Annotated in this window: 18 protein-coding genes; 7 read left to right on the forward strand and 11 right to left on the reverse strand. The window is 48.5% G+C overall.

The genetic code is table 11. The features are described 5' to 3' along the window. The first annotated feature begins 286 nt into the window (after nt 1-286). Entirely contained in the window at nt 287-1,684 is a 1,398-nt protein-coding gene (locus IOQ59_RS01605; protein ID WP_193951499.1) for a FecR family protein, read from the forward strand. 274 nt (nt 1,685-1,958) lie between these two features. On the opposite strand, the gene IOQ59_RS01610 is transcribed toward IOQ59_RS01605, so the two are convergent. The 8 genes from IOQ59_RS01610 to gmd all read right to left on the reverse strand — a co-directional run bounded on the left by IOQ59_RS01610 (nt 1,959) and on the right by gmd (nt 13,957). Continuing rightward, on the reverse strand, nt 1,959-3,803 hold the full coding sequence (locus IOQ59_RS01610; RefSeq protein ID WP_228050626.1) for a CHASE2 domain-containing protein: 1,845 nt from the start codon (nt 3,801-3,803) through the stop codon (nt 1,959-1,961). Between the two features lie 55 nt (nt 3,804-3,858). Then, the gene (locus IOQ59_RS01615; RefSeq protein WP_228050593.1) at nt 3,859-7,161 is read right to left on the reverse strand and encodes a glycosyltransferase family 4 protein; all 3,303 of its coding nucleotides are present in this window, start codon (nt 7,159-7,161) and stop codon (nt 3,859-3,861) included. Between the two features lie 80 nt (nt 7,162-7,241). Beyond that, nucleotides 7,242-8,330: a glycosyltransferase gene (locus IOQ59_RS01620; RefSeq protein WP_193951502.1), complete on the reverse strand. Its 1,089-nt coding sequence runs from the start codon at nt 8,328-8,330 to the stop codon at nt 7,242-7,244. A gap of 14 nt (nt 8,331-8,344) precedes the next feature. Continuing rightward, the gene (locus IOQ59_RS01625; RefSeq protein ID WP_193951503.1) at nt 8,345-10,030 is read right to left on the reverse strand and encodes a methyltransferase domain-containing protein; all 1,686 of its coding nucleotides are present in this window, start codon (nt 10,028-10,030) and stop codon (nt 8,345-8,347) included. After that, nucleotides 10,027-11,220: an ABC transporter ATP-binding protein gene (locus IOQ59_RS01630; protein WP_193951504.1), complete on the reverse strand. Its 1,194-nt coding sequence runs from the start codon at nt 11,218-11,220 to the stop codon at nt 10,027-10,029. Before IOQ59_RS01630 ends, IOQ59_RS01625 begins: the two co-directional genes overlap by 4 nt. A gap of 9 nt (nt 11,221-11,229) precedes the next feature. Beyond that, nucleotides 11,230-12,009 carry an ABC transporter permease gene (locus tag IOQ59_RS01635; protein ID WP_193951505.1) on the reverse strand — a complete coding sequence of 260 codons (780 nt, stop codon included), beginning with the start codon at nt 12,007-12,009 and terminating at the stop codon, nt 11,230-11,232. A gap of 2 nt (nt 12,010-12,011) precedes the next feature. After that, the gene (locus IOQ59_RS01640; protein ID WP_193951506.1) at nt 12,012-12,962 is read right to left on the reverse strand and encodes a GDP-mannose 4,6-dehydratase; all 951 of its coding nucleotides are present in this window, start codon (nt 12,960-12,962) and stop codon (nt 12,012-12,014) included. A 14-nt stretch (nt 12,963-12,976) separates the two neighbouring features. Continuing rightward, on the reverse strand, nt 12,977-13,957 hold the full coding sequence (gene gmd / locus IOQ59_RS01645) for a GDP-mannose 4,6-dehydratase (RefSeq protein WP_193951507.1): 981 nt from the start codon (nt 13,955-13,957) through the stop codon (nt 12,977-12,979). A gap of 86 nt (nt 13,958-14,043) precedes the next feature. On the opposite strand from gmd, the gene IOQ59_RS01650 reads away from it, so the two are divergent. Further along, nucleotides 14,044-15,603, forward strand: a complete 1,560-nt coding sequence (locus IOQ59_RS01650; protein ID WP_307726981.1) for a mannose-1-phosphate guanylyltransferase/mannose-6-phosphate isomerase — start codon at nt 14,044-14,046, stop codon at nt 15,601-15,603. 10 nt (nt 15,604-15,613) lie between these two features. Beyond that, nucleotides 15,614-16,744, forward strand: a complete 1,131-nt coding sequence (locus IOQ59_RS01655) for a glycosyltransferase family 4 protein (RefSeq protein ID WP_304621429.1) — start codon at nt 15,614-15,616, stop codon at nt 16,742-16,744. Between the two features lie 29 nt (nt 16,745-16,773). Here the strand turns inward: IOQ59_RS01655 and IOQ59_RS01660 are convergent, their stop codons facing one another. The 3 genes from IOQ59_RS01660 to IOQ59_RS01670 form a co-directional block, all read right to left on the reverse strand. After that, nucleotides 16,774-17,448 carry a Crp/Fnr family transcriptional regulator gene (locus IOQ59_RS01660; protein WP_193951508.1) on the reverse strand — a complete coding sequence of 225 codons (675 nt, stop codon included), beginning with the start codon at nt 17,446-17,448 and terminating at the stop codon, nt 16,774-16,776. A 322-nt stretch (nt 17,449-17,770) separates the two neighbouring features. Further along, nucleotides 17,771-19,048 carry an HlyC/CorC family transporter gene (locus IOQ59_RS01665; protein WP_193951509.1) on the reverse strand — a complete coding sequence of 426 codons (1,278 nt, stop codon included), beginning with the start codon at nt 19,046-19,048 and terminating at the stop codon, nt 17,771-17,773. Between the two features lie 109 nt (nt 19,049-19,157). Further along, entirely contained in the window at nt 19,158-19,946 is a 789-nt protein-coding gene (locus IOQ59_RS01670; RefSeq protein ID WP_193951510.1) for a cytochrome C assembly family protein, read from the reverse strand. Between the two features lie 250 nt (nt 19,947-20,196). Between IOQ59_RS01670 and ffh the strand changes: the two genes are divergently transcribed. The 4 genes from ffh (at nt 20,197) to trmD (ending at nt 23,446) form a co-directional block, all read left to right on the forward strand. Further along, nucleotides 20,197-21,615, forward strand: a complete 1,419-nt coding sequence (ffh, locus tag IOQ59_RS01675) for a signal recognition particle protein (protein WP_193951511.1) — start codon at nt 20,197-20,199, stop codon at nt 21,613-21,615. 261 nt (nt 21,616-21,876) lie between these two features. Beyond that, nucleotides 21,877-22,128 carry a 30S ribosomal protein S16 gene (gene rpsP / locus IOQ59_RS01680; protein ID WP_193951512.1) on the forward strand — a complete coding sequence of 84 codons (252 nt, stop codon included), beginning with the start codon at nt 21,877-21,879 and terminating at the stop codon, nt 22,126-22,128. Between the two features lie 28 nt (nt 22,129-22,156). Then, the gene (rimM, locus tag IOQ59_RS01685; RefSeq protein ID WP_193951513.1) at nt 22,157-22,690 is read left to right on the forward strand and encodes a ribosome maturation factor RimM; all 534 of its coding nucleotides are present in this window, start codon (nt 22,157-22,159) and stop codon (nt 22,688-22,690) included. A 3-nt stretch (nt 22,691-22,693) separates the two neighbouring features. Next, nucleotides 22,694-23,446, forward strand: a complete 753-nt coding sequence (gene trmD / locus IOQ59_RS01690; protein WP_193951514.1) for a tRNA (guanosine(37)-N1)-methyltransferase TrmD — start codon at nt 22,694-22,696, stop codon at nt 23,444-23,446. Nucleotides 23,447-23,453: the final 7 nt, after the last annotated feature.

Genomic DNA, 23,453 nt, shown 5'->3' on the forward strand with positions numbered 1-23,453 from the left:
GTAGGTTCTGTATTATAGGGCAGAATGCTTTTTGAGAAAGGGCTATTGAGTGCTTTATTCGTTCTAACCTGCGTATTCCAGCGGTTGTGTTGGGCGTTATCAGATTATAGCGTTGTAGGGGGTATAAAATGGAGAAGTGTGGCATGGGGTATTTATGATGTTTATCAGGTCGATTGTGTTGCCAGTAGCTTGTCTGTTTGTGTTTATGGTTAATAACGTGTACGCAAAAACTTCTGTGGGGCAAATTATATTTGCAGTTGGAAAGGCTACCCTTGATCGTGGTTCTGTGACAACTGATGTTACGCGGGGCGATACCATATTTGAGGGTGATGCATTTTCTACTGGGCCGGATGGGCATGTGCATCTGTTGATGCATGATAAGGGTTTTTTTAGTCTTCGACCGAATAGTCGGATGCGTATCGAACGTTACAGCTATGATTCAGCTAATCTGAGCCAGAATCGAGTAAAAATTCAGCTTGAAACTGGGGTATTGCGCTCCATTACCGGACGCGCGGGCGAGATGAATAAGCGTCAGTATAGGCTAAATACGCCTGTGGCTGCTATAGGCGTAAGAGGCACGGATTACAGTGTGTATGCGTCGGAAGCGTTAAGCCGTATCAGTGTGCGCAGTGGCGGTGTTGTGATGTCTCCTTTTGGAGATGGTTGCCAGGTTGCGGGTTCAGGACCTTGTGATGGAGTGGCGGCAGCAGAGTTGCTGGCGGTGGACTTAGGGGCGGTATTGGAAACGCGTGTGGGAGAAAGTACGGTTATCAAATACGATACATTGTCGCCGGATGATCTGAATCCCCCGTTGCCTGAGGAGCGGCATTTATTACGTCAAGTTGGTGACAATTTAAGTAGTCAGGAGACCAAACATGACAATAAGGCTCCAGCGTCTACCCTAGACAATCCGGATGAGTCGTCTGAGAAGGTTGAGGGTGAAGGGAAGGCTGAGGTATCTAATGAGTCACCTACCGAGCAAGAGGCCCGAGCGGGCTTGTCTGGGGGCGGCACTCATTATCCCAATGATGAGCAAATTGACTTTGATGGTCGTCGGGAAGAACTGAGTGCTTATGTGAGCGAACGCCCATTGGTGCAATTGGTGGTTGAGGCTGGGTTGAAGGGAGATGGGCTGCCGTTACCGAAGGATGCCGGGTTGGTTGAAAAGCCTTCTATTATATGGGGGCGTTGGGCGGAATATAGCGGGGATGATGAGAGTTATAAAACCATTGCGCGTCTGTTATATGAAAATCGGCGTTATGCGGCATTGAATAGTGTGTTTGGTATGCTAGAAGAGCGGGTTGATGATCGAGATATTCCAAGCACAGGTAGGACGTTTTTTAGATTAAATGGTTATGAGGCTTATGTTAAGCGCTCTGATCGACTTGAAGGGGCGGTGTTAAGTAATGCGTCACTGTTGATAGATTTTGAGCAGGCGCGTTTTGCTACGCATGTGAATTTTGACGCTGAAAGCTTATCGGAAACTTCATCGATAGTGGGAAGTGGTGATGTGCGGAGCACGGGGTTTTTTAGCAGTGATAGTGGCGCTCCTGCTGTGATTAATGGTGTATTTTCACCAGGCGCAGGGGAAGCCGGTTATTTGTTTCAGTACAATCTTGCACCGGGCGTTGATGCGGTGGGCGCGACTCATTGGGTTAATACGAGCGTAGATATTAGCCGTTAATTGTGTCTTGAGTTTATTACCAGTTTAGCCACGTTGATGATGGAAGCGTATCAACTTTATTCTTCTCTGCGCTCAGCGTGGCTTCGTACTTTGAATTGGTGATCTTTCTACCTACTGGATAATAGATTCCGGCCTATTAGGTTATATCGCCATTCTCTGCTCGGGCGTTCGGGTACTGAGTAAATAGCGATATTCTCAAGCTTATAGTAGTACGAACGCGGCATATTGATGTGTAGCCAAGAGTCTGATCTAGCTTTCTGGCTTAGTTACGTCATTACGCTACTGTGGATTTTTTAGCGCTTTGCGCCTTGCGAACGATTGAACGTTGGGAGTCCATGTTCTGTTTAGGAGCGGAGATATGTTGCTGTCCGGTAATACCTTTAATCTCCAGCTCACCCAAAGATGTGTATGACGATACAGGGAGTTGAGAGGTGAGCTGAGGGCCGATCAGTATGTTGTGTTTGAGTATGTTGGACATCCCTTGAAGGTGAGCTGCCAGATTGACGGGGTGGCCAAGTGCGGTATAAGCACGGCGCTGGCGGGAGCCCATATTGCCAACGGTCACATCTCCAGTTTCCAACGCAATACTGAGTTGTACCAGTGGAAGGTTATGACGTGTTAGCCAGTCTGCGAGTTCATCTGTTCGTTGCTGCAATGCCAGCGCACAATTGAGTGCTAATTCTTTGTGGCTGGGTTGTGACAGTGGTGCTCCCCAGAATGCCATGATGCAGTCTCCCATATACTTATCCAGCGTACCGTTGTGGCGGTGAATCTCTTCAGTTAACTCAGTAAATAAATGGTTAGTCATTTCTGCGATTTGTTCGGGCTGCAGTTTTTCGCATAAATGCGTGAAACCCTTTATATCCGCAAACAATACGGTAATTTCGGTACGTTTTGGGGCAAGAGCGTCATGGTCTTGTCGCCCTTTGATGAGTTGCTGAAGAATGAAGGGCGGTACGTATGTGTTGAAAGCGTTTTCCAGCTGCAAGCGCTCAAGATGGTTTCGTACACCATAGGCAATGGCCATGAGTGCGAGTTGAACAGTCATTGTGATAATTAGAGGGAGTGGGTTCGCCCAGATTCCCGCTCGGAACAGGGTGCCGCCTACGGTCACTACAACGGCAATGCTTATAACGGTAATCAGTATTTGGTGTGTTGCTTTTTGAGCATAGGCACCCACCAAAAAGACACATGTAATGAGTATTAAGGCGAGGCTTTGCCAGAGTGTTTGATGGGGAAGCGGTTGCCAGGAAGCACTATCGAGCCAGCTTGATAATAAGAGAGCATGGATGTTAACGCCTGGGGTTTCAGGCGAAAGAGGTGTGATGACATTGTCACCGAGACCAACCGCTGAGGTGCCTATCAGTGTGAGCGTGCCCCGGAGGTTGGGGATAGATTCTCCTGTTAGTACTTTCCATGCGGGGATGGCGTCGACAATGTGGCTGTGTTGATAGGGAATCCAGATGTGTTGATTGTCGTCTACATACTGACAGTACGGGCCAATACAGAATTGACTGTTGGCAATGTAGGATGTGCTGGGACTCCACTCTGCTGTCAGGCTGGTGAGGCGTTCTAACATGGCTATCGATAGGGTTTTGATGCAGCTATCGGTGCATATCACCGGGTGGATACGACGGATGACATTATCAGCATCATAAGTGGGACTGATGTGCCCGAGAGCTGTCTTTTCCATGTCCAGCAGGGTGGGTGCCAGGGCGATCATTGTATCGCTGACAGGCCATGCCGGGTCTGCTTTATGATGCAATGGGTTTACTTCGGGTTGTGAAAAAGTCACCGCAGAGATGACATTGGGTTGTGATAGCTGATATTTAAGTTCTTGATCTGCAAGCGGATTGTTGTCGGGCTCTGGGAAAAGTATGTCGAGACCAATTATTGCAGGTTGCTGACGTTGCAGTTGTTCAAGAAGTTTAGCCTGAGTGACACGTGGCCATGGCCAGCGTCCTATCTTTTGCAGGCTTTCCTCATCGATATCAATCACAACGACGCGGTTATCGGGGGCTAATGCTGAGGGGGATAACAGGCTGTCGTATATCATGCCTGACAGGCGTCCCGAAGTGTCATCATCTGAGGACCAAATGGTTATCAGACTGACTAGCATCACAATAAGCAGTGATGCTTGATAGATCGGGCGAGCCTGCCGGGATATCACGTGATTAACCTGTCCTTATGTTGTTTAGCAAAAGCGAAGTACTTAGGTTTTTAAGGCGTTTGGAGATCCGTGTCCAGTTGTGTTGGACTAACCAGTCCTGCTGTCGCTCATTGAGAGCATTGAGTGTGGCTGGGTCGTTGAGTGTATTACTGATGCATTCGGCAAGCTCATCTGGAGAGCAGCCATCAGAAAAAGCTACCGCATCGGCGACATCTTCAAAAATCGACAACGGGGTGCATATAACAGGTTTACCTGTCGCTAACCCCCAGCGTACGGCTGCACTGGAAGATTCCTGGGTCTGCTGGTAAGGAAAGACGATGATATCTGCCAAAGACAACCAGCTTAGGGATTCATGATCTTCAAGGAAGTCTGTATTCAGCGTGACATGTTCGTTTAAGTTGAGGCTGTCGATAAGCTCGCGGCAGGCCTGCGCTTCTTCTGCGGATACCGGAGCAGGGTATTCTGCATTCATGAGCAATAAGTGACTGTTTGGATTTTGCGCGTGTATCTTTTTGAACGCGTGAATCAGTGACTGTGTGCCTTTATGTGGCAGAAGAAAGCCGTAGCTGGCGATAACCTGTTTGCCGCTTAGGTGCGGGTTCGCATGGGCTGGCTTTTTAACCTGAATGTTGTGCCGTGTGACCCCATGAGGTAAAAGCGTGCAGTTCTCAATCAGTCCCCAGGATTTCAAGCGGTTAAGGTCCTGCGCACTATGAACCAGTATGCGGGTGCAATGTTCTAGTTCTGGCAGAAGGGTCTGCAAGGTCTTTAATTCCTCACCCCAATACACATCTGCGGTTGAGTGTAGGGTGATAAACGTTTGAATGCCTTGGGCATGCAATGCTGCTAACAGGTTTTTCAGAGATTGCAGACTGAAAAAAGAGAAATTGAACTGGATGAGCACTTGTGAAAGACCGGCATCTTGAATGGCCTTAAGTAAGCGCTCTAGAGAGTCATCTTGTCCTGCTGTCCAGCAGCGTTGAACATATGCGTTGTCAGTCGCTGTTTTTTCTACGTTGTCGTTGGCAAATATGACGGCATTGCTTAACGCAGGCTCTAGCAGCATTTGGCTGTAGGTTGCGATACCACATTTGCTGTTCCATGTTGTGATACAGCCAAATTTTAACTCTGGCTCAAGCATCGGTGCTTGCTGGAGTTGGCTTACCGCTTGTCGAGTGTGTTCAGCGACTGTCGACCAGGTATATCTGCTGTTAATGAGATGGTATGCCGCCTCTGCTTTCTGGGAGACCCAGCTCGATAACGTGCCATCTGTGTAGTGAGTGCCGAATGTTTTCAGCAGTTCGCTCAGATGTCCTGCGTCTGGTTCGACCCATATTGATGCTGCTTGTCCCATGTGTGATTGAGCCCGGGCAAACTGATAATCAATCAACCAGCTGGTTTGTTCGGTACAGAAGTCGGTTTGGCCGCCATAGCCCGTCGTTATTACCGGCACATGATGTAGCATTGCTTCGGCCATTGGTAAGCCAAAGCCTTCTCCGCGACTTGGTGCGATCAAAACACTAGCGACTTCGTAAAGTGCCCGAATAGCACTATCGTCAAGATCTTTGTTGATCAACGTAATATGTGGCGCCTGTGGGTGTTGACTACGCCATGTTGATAGTTGTTGTTCAATATTATGGTGTGGATTTGGAAAGGTTTTGATGATGAGAGTGACATCATCATCCGCAGAAAATGCGTCTGCATATGCACTGAGTAAGCAATCAATCCCTTTGCGCGGAAAGCATGAAGAGATGTGTAGCAAGCGTAACCCATGGGTGATCTCTGGCAGCTGTGTTGGATCAGGTTGAGCACCAAGAATGTGATCTGCGCCGATTCCCGTTGTATAAAGGGGGATATTGGTGCCGTTGTCGATCATCGTTTTGGTGACGTAATCCGACATCGTGGTGGCAAACTGCAGGTGTTGATTAAAGTTGGTGATGTAATTCCACGGCAGGACGGATTCTTCCCAGCCGTAACATCCCAAACCATTGTTTACACCCTTCATTCCGCTGACTCTTGGTGGATAAAGCAGGCGCAATGTAGTGTTTGCTTGCGCACTGGAACAACCTGCTTGATGCAGCTTTTCAACGTTTGGGTGAGTATCGAGAAATTGCTGATCAGGCGAAAAATCGCCATGGCCTTCTGTCGAGTACAGGGCTGTGCTCTCTGGCTCTTGCGCTGAAAGTGCCAGGGCCAGATTGCGGTTCACAGAGGCGAGGCTGTAGCTTGAATCAAAAGGCCCTTCGATGCGAAAGCTGGTTGTTTGTGCCTCGCTTTTTTCAAAGTGTGTATCGGGCAGTTGAATATCAAACTGAGCCATAAAGCGTTGTAGCTGATCGTATAAGGTTGAAGACGTATAGCGCTCAAGGTGGGTCTGGGCCTGAGTGTTGATCTGCGCACGCAATCTTGGATTGGCAATCAGCTGAGCAATAGTTGCCGCGCAGTGAACAGGATCGTCACTTTTCAGAATCAGGCCACCAGTGCCAATTGTATCTGCAACATTGCTATCGGTGTTACTAAAGGCAAGTACGGGTAGGTGCTGACTCATCGCTTCGATCAGAGGCATGCCGAAGCCTTCATGATGGCTGAGGCTCACATAAAGATCTGACTGTTGATAATACTGTGTGAGGGCGTCATCGCTGACTTTGCCTGTCATTTTAACCGCGTGCTGAAGCCCCAGATTCTTGATTTGTTCGTTCAGCTTTTCACAGTATTCGCGGTCAGAGTTGTTGCCGACAAGTGTTAAGCGAATATCCTGCTGTGTCATACAGCGCAGGTGGTATAATGCGTCTATCAAACCATGTTGATTTTTGTGTGGCATGAGGCGGCCAACAAAAAGCAGGTTAAAGACTTCATGTTCCGGGCGGAATGAATGCCGTGGCTGAAGGGCGTTGAACTTGTCCAGATCGACCAGCAGAGGGATGTCCTGGCAGATGTCCGGAGAGTATCCGTGTTCGATCAGTAAGTCATAGTTTTGACGTGAGTCTGCGATGGCGCCGGTGAGCCATGTTTTCCAGCTATCTACCTGCTGCCAACCATGTGTCAGCATCGGCTGTATCGGATCGTTTTCGGCAAAGAAAGATGCAGGTGTAATGTTGTGGAATACCATGAAACATTTATCAGACAGCTGCTTTAACTCTGCTTCCTGATTGTTTCCTATCCCATGATGAATCAGCAGAACTTGCTCTGGATGGCCTTCGTATTGGCCAAAGGGCAATATTTTGTCGGCTAGCTCTGCGTCCACTTCTGTACAGTAAATTTCAGATTTGATACCTGCATGACGCAGCAGTCTCTGGGTAAGAAGCATGCCGTTGGTGATTCCGTCACCAGGGTGTCCAACGATTGAAAACTGATGTATCGCTTTAGGTATCATGATTGTGATGTCTGCTATTGGATGGTCAGGGCTGGGTTCAGTGATGATAGGTATGCGCTGAGCTTAGGTATGAGCGTTGAGCTTTGGAAGTTATTAAGGTTGCGCGTGCCTGCATTGATGAGATCTTGCTTCAGCGTATTGTTTGCCAGTAGCTGCGCTGTCGTTGCAGCCAGTATTGCCGGATCGCTTTGCTCAATGATCAGGCCGGATTCGCCAAGTGTCGATGGTATGTTTGAGGATGCAAAGCTAACGACAGGCAGCTCAAAAAAGCCTGACTCAATGAGTGGCATACAGAACCCTTCATGTTCACTGGCGCACCAGTAGCAATCAGAGTTTTGGTAAAGCCAGCTTAATTCTTCGTCACTGCATTTTCCTGGCATGAGAACATCATCTTCAAGTCCTAGCTTAAGGATGTGTGCCTTCAGGGAATATTCGTATTCCGGGCTGGTAACGCCACCTACGATCACAAGTTGCGGTAGGGTTATATCGTCATGGTGGTTTTTTAGGTACCACATCGCTTCCAGAAGCAGATGCTGACGTTTGTTTTCCACAATGCGGCCCACAGACAGTAATCGGGAACGGGAAAGGTTTAATCCCCAGTCCTTTGGCGCGGACACCGTTTTTTCATGGAACTTCTCCATGTCAATCAGCATCGGTAGTGTGATGATATTGGAGTACCCTGCGTCCTTCAGTTCTTCGCTATTGTATAGCGAATCGCCGATCGCACCGATGAAAAGGTCACTCCATTGCTTCAGTTGTTGGCGGCCTTTTTTCGAGTATATGTGCTCCGCTGTCCCTGCCGCGAAAAACCTGGCCGGAGTTATGTTGTGATAAATCATCGCCATGGGGCATTGAAAGGATGTTATTAGGTCATCATGGTCATGCCCCATAGAATGGTGTACGAGCAGAAGGTCTGTTTCTTTAGAGTGAAGCATATCTATCGGCTGAATTTTATCCGTAAGAGTCGGCGGAATATGTGCCGAGTAGATAGTTGATTCATAGCCGATGCTGCGCAGGAGCTTTTGGGTGACAAACAGACCCGTTGTTACACCGTCACCTACGGCGGTTGCTGGCGTAAATTGGTGGATCTTAATTCTTTTCATTGTGCCATCCCCCCTCAGTTATCCAAAAAAGGTTTGACAGCAGTTACTGCATAGTCTTGCGGGCCGTAAAAGAGAGTGTTGCAGCGCTCTGCAGTTGTTGAATTCTGAGGGATGCAGAACTCTTCGGGTATCGCGTTTAGTCGATGGATAGTAACGTCAGTAAACCCTTTATAAGTTACAGTGAACTCAGTAAATGCTGGGGGCAGTGGATGCAGATGGGTTGGATCTGTATAAAAGTGTGTCGCACCGGTGATCAGGTTCTCAGGGTTTGGTGTTTCCAATATCAGCATGCCGCCAGGAACTAAGGTGCGAATAGCTTGTGTGAGCAAGTGGTTAAACTGTTCAAATGTTAGGTGCTCAATGACGTGGAAGGAGCTGATCAGCGCAAGGCTGTTATCTGGTTGATCTTGTAACCAGCTCAAACCATCGGTTTTCAGAGCGTTATGGCCTGCTTCTGAGCACAGCGCAACATTGACTGAATTTAGGTCTATACCAAGGGGCTCTAAACCTTCCTCTCTCAGGACATTGAGCCACTCACCGCGGCCACAGCCAATATCTACGCTTGGTAGTGAGCAGGCCTTTAGCGTAGGATTTTTTTGTATCAGCGGCACGTAGTATTGGAGGCGGCTTGTGATTGTTTCTGTGCTGCCTCGGAAATGGCTCTCAAATGCTACATAGAATGCGTCTTCAATCTCTGCAGATTGAGATATAGGGGATACGGTGCGCTGTTTTTCGGGGTTGGGCGCAGCAGCTTTCAGGTTTTCTAAGGTGTTAATGCGAAGTTTAAGCTGCTCAATGTATTTTTTTTGTGTAGTTGCTTCGTTATTCAATTGGGAAATAATAGTGCTTTGAGAGGCAATAGTTTCCTTTTGATGCGTAAGGGCGTCTTTGTGCTCTGCAAGTGCTTCTTGCTGCAGTGTAAGAAACTCATTGTGCTCTGTTAATGTCTCTTTCTGTGCCGTGAGGTGGTCTTTATGCTCTGTTAGTGCCGTCTGCTGCAGCGTCAAAAACTCATTGTTTTCTATAAGCATTTCTTGTTGAGCGGAGAAGGATGCCAGATTATCAGCAGCTTGTTGGCTAACTAGTTCTTGTAGTGCCGCAATAGCTTCTTGTTGTGTGTCTAGCTGTTGGGCGTGGGCAGCAAAGGTTGAGTCGACGTTATTCAGGCGAGCGTTGTGATCTTCTCCCAAACGATAAAAATGGTTGAAGCGCGCCTGTATATAGCGTCGAAACTGGGGGGCAGATAGTGTGGAAAAGAGAGTAGCTGATACTTTGCTAATCACGGGAAGTTTTAATATAACCCGTTTTATCAGCTGCTTTGTGCGACCAGGAACTAAGTGCGCATTCTTTTTACCTTCAGCGGAAAATGCAAGGCTGTTGATGATGTGGCTCTTCTCTTCGCCGCTGCGCAGCAAACCGAGATAGTGGTTAAGTCCATCATTATCTGATGGGCGCCCAAGCAGGAGTTTATATGCTTCAGATACAAACTCTTTATCTTCTAGTGACAGTAGTTCAGTGATGCTTGTGATAGGGGCTGTTGTTGATACCGCTGGGGCCGATGATCGTGTTTCTACAGCAAACTCTGGTGGGATGGCTGTATTGTGTTGATAGTGAGTGAGTTGTTCTGCAATTCGGGCATTCAACGCATCAAAGTCGATATTTGGATTGTTTCTTTTTAACATAATTTTGTCTTCGTTCACATGTCGGTCTGGCGTTGCTGAATTGTGGGTGAAAGGTTGCATACACCTGCAAATTGCGGGCCCCGAATTCCGGCTATCTCAAAGTTTAATGCGTTATCCCACCAGTGGTAACAATGGCGTGTATGGTCAGAACCTTCATGCAATGCCAGTGACATGGTGTATTTGCCGGGCGCAAGTGTCATGGGTAGGGTGAAGCTAAATTCTACCAGTTGTCCTGCTTGTAGGCTGATGGGATGGTTTAGGTGATAGGTGTTGGTGCCAAAGATATCTTGACCGAAGCGATCTCGAATCATCATGCCTAATGTGACTGACTCAAGTGGGGCTTTGGCATTGACATGTGCCGTGAGGATGGCATTTTCGCCGCTGGTAATAATCTGTGATGCTGAGTCTACACCTGTGAGAGTTGCTTTTTCTATTAAGGCCTCGCGTGTGCCATAGCCGCTGCTTTCTAGTTTAGGGGCTTCAACTTCAGTTTCGGTACCGAGTAGCTGATTATAAATATTTACAGCGGACTCAGGTTCGCTGTCTGCTACCACGTTCCCTTTATCAAGAACGATAGCGCGATCACACAGCATCTTTACGGCATTAAGGTCATGAGAAACGAATACGATGGAACCGCCGTTTGCACGGAACTGGCGGATTTTTCGCATGCATTTTTGTTGAAAATGCCCATCACCGACAGATAAGGCTTCGTCAATCAGGAATATTTCAGGTTCGGCGTGTATTGATATAGAAAACGCGAGCCGCATAACCATACCGGAAGAGTATGTGCGGATTGGCTCATGAATATAGTGGCCGAGTTCTGAGAATGTAATGATATCTTCGAGCTTGCTCTCGATCTCTTCCGGTGACATACCAATTAATAATCCGTTGGTATGGATGTTCTGTAAACCGGTCAAATTGAAATCGAAACCGGTTCCAAGTTCGAGCAGGCCTGTCAGTTTTCCGCTGAGCTGGACCGTTCCAGTATCCGGTTCTAGAACGCCGGTAAGAATTTTCAAAAGCGTCGATTTACCCGCGCCGTTCCGTCCGAGGATAGCAAGTGCTTCTCCGTCTTCGACCGTAAAGCTGAGGTTATTCAGCACGGTGTGGCGAGTGTGATAAGGCTTTCTCATAACCAGCTCTTTCAGCCGGTCGGAGGGCTTTTTGTAGAGTTTAAAACTCTTCGACAGTTGATCGACGGTAATCATGATATGGCCTTATATAAAGTCCCGGATGTCACTCTGAAGGTGCTTGTTTATATATTGCGCAAACACAAACAAGCTTAATGCCACGAGTGAGGCGGTTAGCATGAATTCAAGCCCCGGCAGCTTGTTCATGAGAATGATATCTCGGTAGGCTTCGATAAATCCTATCGCGGGGTTAAAGGACATCAAGCTCGACAGTCCATCGGGCAGAATGTTGACGACATAGACAATCGGGGTCATCCAAAACCACACATGGAAGACGATCGCAACGAGTTCTCGTATGTCTCTGATAAATACCGAGAATGTTGCTGCGATGAGACCCAGGCTATATGCAATGATTTGTTGAATCAGAAAAAGTACGGGTAAAGCGAGCACGGTCCAGCCGAAGCTATGACCCACTATGAGTGCGAATGCTGTAAAAAACACCATCGAGATGACATAGATAATGGTCTCCGACAGCAGGATATAGGCAGGCAAGGTGCGCAGCCCAATGTTTACTTTGGAAATTATGCCTGCTTTTTCCTGATATATCGTTGTCGTGCGCGTGACACATGCGGCAAAGCAGTTCCAGGCCAGGAGGGCTGAAACCAAATATAAGCTGTAATTGTATTCGTCTAACTCTAAGCCCGAAACGCTTAATCGAGCGCCCATGATCTTCGAGAATATGATTGTAAATATCAGGATATTAACCAGTGGCATGAGCAGCGACCAAAGGCTGCCCAGAATAGATCCCGAGTACTTTTCTATCAGGTCCTGACGGGTGAAAGTCAGGATTACGAACAATGCCCGCACGTTTAATTGTCCTGTTTGTAATGGTTACGCCAGAAATCGAGTACTTCGTTTAAGGTATCTTGAAGCTCTGTTTTCTGAGACCAGCCAGTGGCATGTTTTAAGAGAGAAGAATCTGCTTGTGCGACAGGAATGTCCGTAGGGCGAAGTCGCTCTGGATCAGTTTCTACACTGATTTCGGTTTGGGATAGACTGAGCAGTGTGTTGAGTATGCTCTTAATTGAGACGGGCGTATCGGACGCTATATTAAAAGCACTACCAGAGGAGATGGAGTCTCTGTTTTCGAGTAGCCTTATGTAGGCATCGATTATGTCATCTACATGTAAAAAACAGCGCAATGCACTGAGGTCCCCAACGCTTATTGTCGGAGGCTGTAGACCCGCTTCGATTTTTGCGATCTGCTCTGCAAAAGCGGAAATGACGAATTGGTTGCTTTGTCCGGGCCCGGTATGGTTAAACGGGCGAACACGAATTAGCTTTAGGTTGGGCGTATTGCAGTATGAAAATACACCAATGTCAGCCGCTGCTTTACTTGCAGCATAGGGGTTCAGAGGCTTGAATGGAGTATCTTCTGTTACCGGAGTAGCCTGCTTAAAACTCTCACCGTAACAATCACCGGAGCCTATTTGTAAAAACGTACAGGGGGTCGACCTGCTTGTTGCCGCATTGAGTAATTTGAGGGTGCCAAGCAAATTAACATGCCAGGTCTGCTCTGGATTCTTAAATGCAGTTGGGATGTGAGAGATTGCTGCAAGATGTATGATCGCATCAGGTTTTGTGTCGCTGATGATGCGATTGACACTCTCCGCTGAGGTTAGGTCGAGCGCGAGTGCTTTTGAGTTTGATGCGGAACCAGCTGCATGAATCTGTGCAGCTGGAAACGCTTTATGGAGTGCTGGTACAAGGCGCTTGCCGACAAAACCGGTGCTTCCTGTGACAAGGATGCTATGTAACAACGTTTGCTCCTTGTTTACTTGCCGGATAGGCGGGCAATGTCGGCATCGACCATTTCAATGATCATCTCTTCAAGAGATGTTTTTGCGGTCCAGCCCAAGTTTTTCTCAGCTTTCGCAGGGTTGCCAAGCAGTACGTCAACTTCGGCCGGGCGGAAGAATTCTGGATCAATGATCAGATGGTCTTCCATATTCAGACCGGTGTGCTCGAAGGCGATTTTGCACATGTCGCGTACGGTTACTGTGCGACCGGTTGCTATGACATAGTCGTCAGCTTCTTCTTGCTGAAGCATCAACCACATGGCTTCTACATAGTCCTGAGCGTGTCCCCAATCACGTTTTGCATCGATGTTGCCTAAACGCAGTTCGTTTTGCATGCCCAATTTAATACGTGCCACAGCATCGGTTACTTTGCGGGTAACAAACTCGAGGCCACGTAGTGGAGATTCGTGATTGAACAAAATGCCGCTGCAAGTAAACAACCCGAAGCTCTCGCGGTAGTTTACAGTCATCCAGTGAGCATAAAGCTTGGCTGCAGCATAAGGGGAACGAGGATAGAACGGAGTTGTTTCGGACTGCATTGGTTCCTGGATCAGTCCGTACATCTCAGACGTTGATGCCTGATAAAAACGTGCTTTGGGAGCGGCTAAACGCATTGCTTCCAAAATATTAGCTGCGCCGAGTCCTGTTACCTGGCCAGTCAAAAGGGGCTGGTCCCAAGATGTCTGAACGAATGACTGAGCTGCAAGGTTGTAAATCTCGTCAGGCTGGTATTTTGTCAGGATTCGGACAAAGCTCGACATGTCGAGCATATCTGCATCTTCCAGAATTACCTTACCGTTGATGCCTAGCCAATCCAGACGCCACATGTTGACACCCGAAGAGCTACGGCGAGGCATCGCGCCAACAACCTTGTAACCTTTATCTAACAAAAGCTTAGCCAGATAAGCGCCGTCTTGGCCTGTAATTCCGGTAATAAATGCTGTTTTGGAGCTCATACTCGTGAATGTCCTTGTGTCTGTGGGGGCGTGCAACATAAACGCGCGCATTGTATCAGTCGTCTTTGGTGTTGAAAAGTCGGTTTATGTTGAAAGCGGTGTCGTTAGAGGATGGAGAAGTGGGGCGTAGAAAGCATAGGGATGGTTGTAACGTGCGGTGTCTGGGATGTATCATTGGCCCCATTTTATGTGTCGCTATTCGCTTTTTTGAAATGTATGGAGAGGGCCTTCCTTTTATGATCGTTCCTGTGATTTTGTGTGGTGGCTCTGGTACCCGTCTTTGGCCTCAGTCTAGGCAAGCATATCCAAAGCAGTTTCTGTCGTTAACGTCTGAAAATTCGATGTTTCAGGAAACGTTGCTAAGGCTTGACGGGGTGGAGCATGCTGAGCCCATTATTGTGTGTAATGCGCAGCACCGTTTTATTGTATCAGAGCAGTTGCGGCAGATGGATTTGCAGGCTGGAGCAATTGTATTAGAACCGCTTGCAAGAAATACTGCACCCGCGATTAGTTTGGCTGCTCAGAAAGCGCTTGAGTTGCATGATGATCCTGTTTTGTTGGTTTTAGCAGCGGATCACCTGATTTCAGACCTTGAGCCTTTTTTCCTTGCCATTGATCGGGCAAAAACCCTGGCAGACAGTGGGTTTATGGTGACGTTTGGTATTACGCCACAAAAACCAGAAACCGGATATGGCTATATTTATGCGGGTAATAGAATTGATGATCACTCGTTTAAAATCGATTCGTTTAAAGAAAAGCCGGACTATGCCACCGCTTGTGAATATGTAGATAGCGGTGATTATTTCTGGAACAGCGGGATGTTTATGTTCAAAGCATCGGTGTTCCGGCAGCAGCTTGCTGACTTTGCACCGGTGATAGCGGCAAGTGCTGATTTGGCGTTTAAAAACAGCGAGAGTGATTCGCATTTTATTCATGTGGATGAAACAGCATTCGCGGCCTGTCCTGATGAGTCTGTAGATAACGCAGTGATGGAACTCACTGAGCAGGGAGCCATCATTCCTTTAGATGCCGGCTGGAGTGATGTGGGATCCTGGGATGCTCTTTGGGAAGCGCTTGATAAGGATGAAAACTCCAATGTGGTCAAAGGCGAAGCAATTACGCTAGATACCAAAGGATGTTACATCTCTTCTGAGCGAAGCTTGATTGCAACTGCAGGCCTTGAAAATCTTGTTATCGTAGAATCAGATGATTCGATACTTGTTGCACACAAAGACAGTGCTCAAAGTGTTAAAGCGATAGTGAAAACGTTGGATTCTCAGGGTGGTAGCAAGCACAAAGTGCACCGTAAAGTTTTCCGTCCGTGGGGGCATTATGACTCTATTGATGCGGGAAAGCGTTTTCAGGTGAAGCGCATCTGCGTCAAACCGGGACATCGTTTGTCTTTGCAGATGCATCATCATCGGGCTGAGCACTGGATTGTCGTTAAAGGCACTGCGTTGATAACCCGTGGAGAAGAGACTGAGTTGTTGACTGAAAATCAGTCAACTTATATCCCAGTGGGCGTTAAGCATCGTCTTGAAAACCCCGGTAAGGTAAACCTGGAAATCATAGAAGTGCAGAGCGGTTCGTATCTTCAGGAAGATGATATTGTTCGGTTTGATGACATTTATGGTCGTACAGACTGAGATCGGATCCATGTCTGAAATGAAAGTCTTACATGTCTTTAAGACCTACTTTCCGGAAACGGTTGGTGGAATTGAGCAGGTTATCCGGCAGTTAGCATCCGTTGGTAAAAGGAAGGGAGTTCGATCAGATGTCCTAACTCTGACGAAAGGCCCTTCCCGTGTTTTTAGGTTTGAAGGGCAGCTCGTTTACGCAGTGCGTAGGGATCTGGATGTTGCTTCTACAGGTTTTTCGTATCAGGCGTTTGGTGCGCTGAAACGCATCATTGATCGTTATGATGTTGTTCATTATCACTATCCCTGGCCGTTTGGTGATTTGCTGAAGTTGTTGATTGATGCGGATAAACCGAGTTTGGTGACATATCACTCAGATATTGTGCGGCAGAAGTTTCTTGGGAAACTGTATGCGCCGTTACAGCGACGCTTTTTGGGCTCTGTTGATTGCATCGTGGCAACCTCTCCAAGCTATTTGGAGTCTAGTCAGACGTTAAAGCACTATCGTGAAAAGTCTACAGTCGTTCCTATCGGGTTAAGTAAGGCGACGTATCCCGTTGTCAGTGACAGAAAAATACAATGCTGGAAGGAAGAGATTGGCAGCGATTTCTTCCTTTTTGTAGGTGTGCTGCGTTATTACAAAGGGTTGCATATCCTGCTTGAGGCGTTGAAGGGTACGGACTTGACGGTGGTGATTGCGGGTACAGGTCCGGTTGAAGGCGAGCTTAAGCGTCTTGCTCAAGAGCTTGGTGTTTCGGAGAATGTTCGTTTTCTGGGGCGTGTGAGCGAAGAGGATAAAGTCGCTCTGCTCGAAGCCTGTTTAGGTGTCGTGTTTCCTTCCCATCTGCGTTCCGAGGCGTTTGGAATTACCTTGCTTGAAGGTGCAATGTATGGAAAGCCGCTAATCTCATGTGAGATTAAGACGGGAACGTCTTACATTAATGCATCCGGGGAGACGGGCATTGTTATACCGCCGTCAGATTCAGGCGCGCTGAGGGAGGCTATGCAGACTTTGGTCGGTGATCAGGTGCGTGCTAATCGGATGGGCGCGAATGCGTTTCGTCGTTATCAGACTATGTTTAGCGATGATGTGATGTTCGATGGTTATTACAAGGCTTACAAGGCTTTGCTTTCAAAAGCACAATCATGATGAAAAAGGGTGAGTGAATGCATCCTTTTTTATTTAAAAGTCATTGTCTCCAGCTCTTTGGGCTTGAGGATGATGATGTGTCTTCCACTTTTCTTAATTAGATTCTTCTCGATCAGCAAGGTCAGTGTGCGTGATACCGTTTCACGTGATGTGTTGGTTATATTGGCCAGCTCCTCTTGTGTTGGTAGTTTCTGGATCTCAAGCTCGCCATTCACTGGTTTTGCATATTTTAGTAATACGATGTTAATTCGGCTGATGGCATTCGTGGTGCCGAGCATGACGATGTGATCATTGTTCTGGCGGATAATGTTGGCTAGCTGTTTTAAGAGTTTCTCGGAAACGCTGGGTTTGGAATACATCAGGTTCTGAGCATCGCTCTTGGATAAAAAGGCAATGACGGATTGCTCAGTAGCAACTATAGAGGCGGAGCGTGGTTTGCCATCTATGAGCGCGATTTCACCAAAATGCGAACCTGCTTCAATAGAAAGAAATCCTACTTCTTTTCCGCTGCTCGAGTAATCAACAACCTTTAATCGCCCCTTAAGCAGGAAATATAGCTCAGAGGATGGCTGTCCTTTGTGGACGACCATGTCGGCTTTCTTCACCTGTCTTACATGAAGTTGCTTTATCAGCTCTTGTTTCTCGACTGAAGACAAGTCGGCAAGTAGATAAATGCTGTCCAGGTCTGATGGGGTTACATCCATTGAGCATCTCGTTTAATACATTTTTTTGTGTTATTGCTTTCCGCGAATGGGCTCTGTTCATGTTGCCGGGACCATGGTCATCGGATCTTGTTCTGATAATAAAGAGGTTTTAGGCTCTCTTCCAGCGGTGTTTGGTTCTGTGTTGGCAATGTAGGGTTGATGTGTCAGGGTGTGTGTTTAACTCTTTTGATTTTAAAAGAGTTTTTTGTGGATCTTTGGTGTGCTGATATGCACAGAGATCAGGTGTAGAGGGGGCTTTGTCGTCTGGGGTGGCAAAGGGGCTGTAGGCTTACGGCCCCTTTATCTGTATGTCTGAAGGTCTCTAAAAGTCGTCTTCCTGTGCTTCCGGGCCACAGCTGACGCGGATGGTTTTGATTAGATTGTCGCTGATTTGCAGTGTTTCTAACTGGTAACGTCCCAATCGCATACAGACGTTGGCGTCGGGGATCGATTCCAGGGTCTCTGTTACCAGTCCATTGATGGTTTTGGGGCCATCGGTGGGCAGGTCCCATTCCAGCGCCTTGTTCACGTCACGAATGTAAGCTGATCCGTCGACAAAGTAACTGCCGTCTTCCTGCGGATGAATATCCTGATTGTCTTCTTTGTTGTCGTTGGAGAGTTCTCCGACAATTTCTTCCAGAATATCTTCCAGCGTGACGATGCCTTCAATATCGCCGTACTCATCCACCACTAGGCCCATGCGTCGTCCCTGCTTTTGAAAGTGCAGCAGCTGAGTCTGTAGCGGTGTGCTTTCAGGGATGAAATAGGGTTCGGTAATCACCTGCAAAATAGCGGCTTTGGAGATGGTCCCCTGATGGAAGACCTGCGCCAGATTCCGCATATGCAGGATGCCTACGACTTTATTTAGCTCGCCGCGGTAAACCGGCAGGCGGGTGTGCGGTGTGATGCTGAGCTGTTGAATGATCTGGTCTATCTCTTCGTCCAGATCGATCCCAATAACCTCATTTCTCGGGACCATGATGTCGTTGACGGTGACTTCTGAAAGCTCAAGTACACCCAGTAACATCGACTGGTTCCGGTGTGGCAGAAGGGCGCCCGCTTCGTTAACCAGTGTGCGCAGTTCCTCTGTGCTGAGGTTGTGGTTGTTGTCATCGTTGATATTGATGCCAAGCAGGCGCAAAAAGCCGTTGGTGATGCCGTTGACGGCCCATACAAGCGGGTAGATGAGTGTTAGTAGCGGTCGCAGTATATAGGCGGCAGGAAATGCAATCTTTTCCGGGTGCAAAGCGGCAAGTGTTTTTGGAGACACTTCCGCAAAAATCAGGATCACCAATGTCAGTCCGGCAGTCGCAATGACAACGCCCGCATCGCCCCAGAGGCGCACCGCAACGATGGTAGCGATAGCTGATGCAAGGATGTTAACGAAGTTATTGCCGATCAGGATGACACCGATCAGGCGGTCTGGTCGCTCTAGTAGCTTGCTGGCACGGCGTGCGCCGGGATGTTTTTTCTTCACCAGATGCTTCAGCCGATAACGGTTGAGAGACATCATGCCGGTTTCGGAACTAGAGAAAAAAGCGGAACAGAGGATCAGGCAACAAAGGATGCCTAATAGGAGGCTTATCGACGCGTCTTCCAAGACTGCATAACCTGTGGTCTATATTGGGAGGCCCATTGTCGAGTGCCCCCCAGAACCTGTCAAGTAGCGAATAGATGACAGCGTCGTGATCAGTGTTCAGGTGTCGTTGTTACAGCAGCCACTCAAGCACCAGTTTGCTGCCAAAAAAGGCCAGTGCCAGCAAGATAAACCCGCCAATTGTCCAGCGTGTCGCGGTATGGCTGCGCCAGCCAAAAAAGAGACGACCACAGATTAAGGTGGCATAGAGCACCCATGCCAACAGCGACAGGGCTGTTTTATGTAGCAGGTGCTGAGCAAAAAGGTCATCTACAAAGATAAAGCCAGATACCAGCGCTGCTGTTAGCAGAATCTCGCCGGACCAGATCATCTCAAAGAGTAAGCGATCCATCGTTTGCAGCGGGGGTAGGGAGCTCACCAGGCCGCGGGTATGGTGATGTTTCAGTGCAGAGTGCTGGCGAGATACCAGTACTGCTTGCAAAACGGCCAGTGTGAGTATGCTGTATGCCAATACGGATAGTAGGATATGTGTAATCAGGCCGCCATCATAGTTGCGGGCGATGCTTTCTTCGGGAATAAAGCCCGCGACCAGGGTCGCCATCAGTGCAATTGGAAACACGCCTATAAATAAGTTGTCGATGGCTTGGCGGATGCTGCTTAACAGAACGATCGCAACCACAAGCCATGACACGAGGCTGCCCATGGCAAAGAACCCTAGATGGATGCCTTCAGCCTGATGCAGCAGCGCATATGCGGCCACGGTATGGCTGGCAAAACCGGCCCATCCCAGCAGTTGGTTGATGGTGCGAGGCTGCTGGCGTTTGCCCTGCAGAATCTGCCATTGGAGAAAGCTTGCTACCGCGTATAAGAGGGCAGCCAACAGAGTGGGAAGTATCAGCATCCTTTTCCTCCTGTCCGGGGACAGGTATCAATACTAAAACAAAAGGTCAGCCATTCGCTGAGCCGGTATAAGCGCAGTAGTGTGTCACAATTGCCCGTTGGATGAAATATGGGGGAGTGGCGTGGGTGGGTTGCTACTGTATAATGTGCATCAATTGCAATTTTCTCCGAGTCCCGCCTGAGCAAGATAGCCCTTCTGGACGTTATTTCTATATATAGATGGTTGGCGGGAACTGATACCGAGGCAGAGCATGTTCGAGAATCTTACAGAGCGACTCACGCAAACGCTTAAGTCCGTCACGGGCCAGGCAAAGCTGACCGAAGACAATATTAAAGGCACCTTGCGTGAAGTACGTATGGCACTGCTGGAGGCTGATGTTGCCCTGCCGGTAGTCAAAGCGTTTGTTAACAGTGTTAAAGAGCGTGCAGTTGGCACCGAAGTCAGCAGCAGTCTGTCACCGGGGCAGGTGTTCGTTAAGATTGTTAACGAAGAGCTGGTCAATGTTATGGGTGAGGCCAATGAGGCACTCAACCTGGCAGCACAGCCTCCGGCAGTGGTGATGATGGCCGGTCTTCAGGGTGCGGGTAAAACGACCTCTGTTGCTAAGCTGTCTCGTTTCCTGCGCGAACGTGAGAAGAAAAAAGTTCTGGTCGTTTCTGCTGACGTATACCGTCCGGCCGCGATCAAGCAGCTGGAGACATTGGCGGCGGAAGTGGATGTTGAATTCTTCCCCTCGACGGCTGATCAGGATCCGGTAGATATCGTCAATGCTGCTATCGCGCATGCGAAGATTCAGCATCATGATGTGCTGCTGGTGGATACTGCGGGTCGTCTGCATGTTGACGGCGAAATGATGGACGAGATCAAACGTCTGCATAGCGCGGTTAAACCGGTTGAAACGCTGTTTGTCGTTGATGCGATGACCGGTCAGGATGCTGCGAACACGGCGCGGGCGTTTAATGAACAGCTGCCGCTGACCGGTGTGATCCTGACAAAAACCGATGGTGATGCCCGAGGTGGTGCTGCTCTGTCGGTACGTCATATCACGGGTAAACCGATCAAGTTCCTTGGTGTGGGTGAGAAGGTTGAGGCGCTGGAGCCATTCCATCCGGACCGTGTTGCTTCTCGAATCCTTGGTATGGGCGATGTTCTGTCCCTGATCGAGGAAGCAGAAGAGAAGATCGACAAGAAGAAAGCTGAGAAATTTGCGAAGAAGATCCAGAAAGGCAAAGGCTTTGATCTGGAAGATTTCCGCGAACAGATTCAGCAAATGAAGAATATGGGTGGCATGATGGGCATGCTCGATAAGTTACCCGGCATGGGGCAGATGGCGAATGCATCCCAGATGGCCGGTGCTGAAAAGGGTGTGGTCCAGATGGAGTCAATTATCAACTCCATGACCCCTAAAGAGCGTCGTAATCCAGATATCCTGACGGGCTCCCGTAAGAAACGTATCGCTGCAGGTTCCGGCACACAGGTGCAGGACGTTAACCGACTCATCAAACAGCATAAACAGATGTCGAAGATGATGAAGAAGATGAGTGGCAAAGGTGGCATGGCCAAAATGATGCGTGGAATGAAAGGTATGTTGCCTCCCGGTATGGGCGGTGGTCCGGGTGGCCCAGGTGGTATGGGCGGGATGGGTGGCGGCGGCTTCCCCGGTCGTTAAGTCGACCGAGTCTGCGCCGCTTTCCGGCGTGTTTGACAGCTGGTCTGACGTTATTTTCCGTGCTGTCTAAGATTTAAGCATAAACCTCTTTGAAAGGGCGGTGAATTCGCGTAGAATTTCCGCCCTGTTTTTCCGTTCGTGGATTGCGCGGTTAGCGCGGTTGGCGGGCGAAAGTTGGATCGGTGGAGTCTGAAATGATTTCTACCGGGATACGAAATTGCAGGCGATACCAAAACCTGCACAAATAAAGGGACCATTCGCATGGTAACAATTCGTTTGTCTCGTGGCGGCGCTAAGAAGCGTCCTTTCTATCACCTTACTGTAGCTGACTCACGTAACCCACGTGATGGTCGCTTTATTGAGCGTGTTGGCTTCTTCAACCCTCAGGCTCGCGGCCAGGAAGAGCGTCTGCGTGTAAATCTGGAGCGTGTTGAGTACTGGCAGAGCAAAGGCGCGCAGGTTTCTGCACGTGTTGCTACGCTGCTGAAAGACGCTGCAAAAGCTGCTGAATAAGTTTTTTGGATCAGGTTGGGTCAAGTAGATGAGTGGAAATACCACAGAAGAGAACACGGTTCTTGGTCGTATTGCTTCCGTCTACGGTGTTAAAGGATGGGTGAAGATTTATTCTCACACCGATCCGATTGAAAACATCCTGACCTACTCGCCGTGGTTATTGAAAATTAAAGGCCAGTGGAAATCTTTCGAGATAGAAGCTAGCAAACGCCATGGTAAAGGCCTGGTCGCTAAGTTGGTTGGAGTAGATGACCGAGAGATTGCCCGTACATATAACGGGGTTGAGATCGCGGTTGAATCACATCGTCTTCCAAAACTGGAAGAGGGTGAGTTCTACTGGAGCCAGCTGGAAAACCTGACGGTATATACCGTGTCCGGTCAGTTGCTGGGCAAGGTAAGTCATCTGATGGAAACCGGTGCAAATGATGTGCTGGTGGTAAAGGGTAATGATGAGAGTATTGATCGTAACGAACGTTTGATACCTTACCTGCCTGATCAGGTGATTAAAGAGATTGACTTGGAAACAGGTGCTATTCGGGTCGACTGGGATCCGGAGTTCTAAACCGTGTGGTTTGGTGTAGTGACGTTATTCCCGGAGATGTTCGAAGCGGTTAAAAGCTTTGGCGTAACGGGACGAGCGGTACGGAATGGGTCGATTGAGCTGCAATGCTGGAATCCGCGTGACTTCACGCTCGATAAGCATCGCACTGTAGATGATCGTCCATACGGCGGTGGCCCCGGCATGCTGATGAAAGTTCAGCCGCTGAGGGATGCAATCCATGCTGCAAAAGCTGCAGCAGGGGGCGATGAGGTAAGTGTTATTTATCTCTCTCCTCAGGGACGCCGACTTGACCACAACGGGGTGCAGGAGTTAGCGAATCGTAAGAAGCTGATTCTGGTAGCCGGGCGTTATGAAGGTATTGATGAACGCCTGATTGAGACTGAAATTGATGAAGAGTGGTCGCTTGGGGATTTTGTCCTCAGCGGTGGTGAACTGCCAGCGATGACCATGATTGATGCAGTTTCGAGGTTGGTGCCGGGTGTACTTGGGCATCAGGACTCAGCTACTGAGGATTCTTTTTCAGACGGTTTATTGGACTGCCCGCACTATACGAGACCGGAACAGTTTGACGGAATGCAGGTACCTGGGGTGCTGCTGGGCGGTAACCATGAGGAGATCAGGCGCTGGCGCTTGAAACAACAATTGGGACGCACTTGGAAAAGACGTCCTGAGTTGTTGGATTCTCTGGAGTTAACCAAAGAACAGCAGGCATTGTTAAAAGATTTTATCCGTGAGACCCAAGGGTCCGACGGTTGAATATTTA

This window comes from Pontibacterium sinense (genome assembly GCF_015209595.1).
Lineage (GTDB): Bacteria > Pseudomonadota > Gammaproteobacteria > Pseudomonadales > Balneatricaceae > Pontibacterium > Pontibacterium sinense.

Bases quoted from the DNA above. Each gene is read 5' to 3' on its own strand.
- IOQ59_RS01610 (WP_228050626.1), bottom strand. From the start codon at position 3,803: ATGCTAGTCAGTCTGATAACCATTTGGTCCTCAGATGATGACACTTCG.
- IOQ59_RS01615 (WP_228050593.1), bottom strand. From the start codon at position 7,161: ATGCTTCTTACCCAGAGACTGCTGCGTCATGCAGGTATCAAATCTGAA.
- IOQ59_RS01620 (WP_193951502.1), bottom strand. From the start codon at position 8,330: ATGAAAAGAATTAAGATCCACCAATTTACGCCAGCAACCGCCGTAGGT.
- IOQ59_RS01630 (WP_193951504.1), bottom strand. From the start codon at position 11,220: ATGATTACCGTCGATCAACTGTCGAAGAGTTTTAAACTCTACAAAAAG.
- gmd (WP_193951507.1), bottom strand. From the start codon at position 13,957: ATGAGCTCCAAAACAGCATTTATTACCGGAATTACAGGCCAAGACGGC.
- IOQ59_RS01650 (WP_307726981.1), top strand. From the start codon at position 14,044: ATGTTGAAAGCGGTGTCGTTAGAGGATGGAGAAGTGGGGCGTAGAAAG.
- IOQ59_RS01655 (WP_304621429.1), top strand. From the start codon at position 15,614: ATGTCTGAAATGAAAGTCTTACATGTCTTTAAGACCTACTTTCCGGAA.
- IOQ59_RS01660 (WP_193951508.1), bottom strand. From the start codon at position 17,448: ATGGATGTAACCCCATCAGACCTGGACAGCATTTATCTACTTGCCGAC.
- IOQ59_RS01670 (WP_193951510.1), bottom strand. From the start codon at position 19,946: ATGCTGATACTTCCCACTCTGTTGGCTGCCCTCTTATACGCGGTAGCA.
- ffh (WP_193951511.1), top strand. From the start codon at position 20,197: ATGTTCGAGAATCTTACAGAGCGACTCACGCAAACGCTTAAGTCCGTC.
- rpsP (WP_193951512.1), top strand. From the start codon at position 21,877: ATGGTAACAATTCGTTTGTCTCGTGGCGGCGCTAAGAAGCGTCCTTTC.
- rimM (WP_193951513.1), top strand. From the start codon at position 22,157: ATGAGTGGAAATACCACAGAAGAGAACACGGTTCTTGGTCGTATTGCT.